Source organism: Paractinoplanes ferrugineus (assembly GCF_016862195.1).
Classification (GTDB): domain Bacteria; phylum Actinomycetota; class Actinomycetes; order Mycobacteriales; family Micromonosporaceae; genus Actinoplanes; species Actinoplanes ferrugineus.
On the sequence record NZ_BOMM01000117.1, the window covers coordinates 1 to 1,111 of the forward strand.

The following is a 1,111-nucleotide window of genomic DNA, read 5'->3' on the forward strand; positions in this document are numbered from 1 at the left end:
TGATCGGCACGGTGATGGTGCCGTTGGCGGGTGTGTAGGTGTTTGTGGAGATGGTGGTGGGGCCGTTGGATGCGACGGTTCGTCCTTGTGAGACGGTTTGTTCGATTTTGACGGTGACGGTGGTGCCGAGGTTGAGGGTGTTGAGGCCGTTGACGGTTACTGCGCAGGATCCGTTGCAGTTGCCGGTGATGATGCTGATCTGGTTTTTGTTGGTGGGGATGGCGGCGTAGCCGTCGATGCCGGTTTGGGCGGGTGGGGTGGTGGTGGCCATGGTGCCGTTCATGGCGGCGTACCAGGTGTACATCCAGTAGGCGGCGTTGGGGTTGCCGCCGCGGCTGGTGAGTAGGTCGCCGAGGGCGCCGGATTGGTTCCAGAAGGCGAGTTCGGCGTCGCGGATGCCGAGTCGTTCGAATTTGGCGATGTAGCTGACGAGTGGTCCGGGTAGTCCTACTTCGCTGGGGGAGGCGTATTCCTCGATGGCGATGGGTCGTCGGGTGATGCCGAGTTTGTCTTCGATGGCTTGGACTTTGGCGACGTCGCCGGCGATTTTGGCGGGGCTGGACAGTTCGTGCCAGGCGAGGATGTCGGGGACGGTGTTGGTGGTGACGGCGTTGCGGAGGAAGTTCTCCATGTCGCTGATGTTGTCGGAGAAGCTGGGGCCTTGGATGGGTTTGTTGGGGTCGATGGAGCGGACTTGGCGGAAGGTGGTGGTCCAGAAGGCTTCGTAGGTGCCGTTGGTGGTTTTCCAGGTGTTGTCGGATTCGTTCCAGAGTTCGTAGGCGGTGATGTTGTTGTAGTAGTTGGCGTTTTTCATGGTGGTGATCTGGGTGTTGATGAATGGTGTCCAGGTGTTCCAGCTGAATTGGTAGGGCCAGCCGGGGTAGTAGTCGGAGAGTCGGTTGACGAGTTTGGCGCCGACGGCGAGGGCGGTGGGGGCGACGACGGCGATGTCGCCGGTGGGTTGTTGTTTACCGCCGGCGGGCATTTGGACGAAGGTGTTGGGTTTGATGGCTTGGGCGAGCGCGACGGTGGGTTGGCTGGCGTTCGCGAGTCCGTAGAGACTTCCGGTCGCGACATGCGTGACCGGACGCAAGCTCTGCCCGGCGTTCAC

General features: G+C 61.3%; 1 protein-coding gene. It reads right to left on the reverse strand.

The features are described 5' to 3' along the window. Window positions 1-1,111 (reverse strand): hypothetical protein (locus Afe05nite_RS43485; protein ID WP_203823221.1); only part of this gene is annotated, 1,111 nt, incomplete at both ends.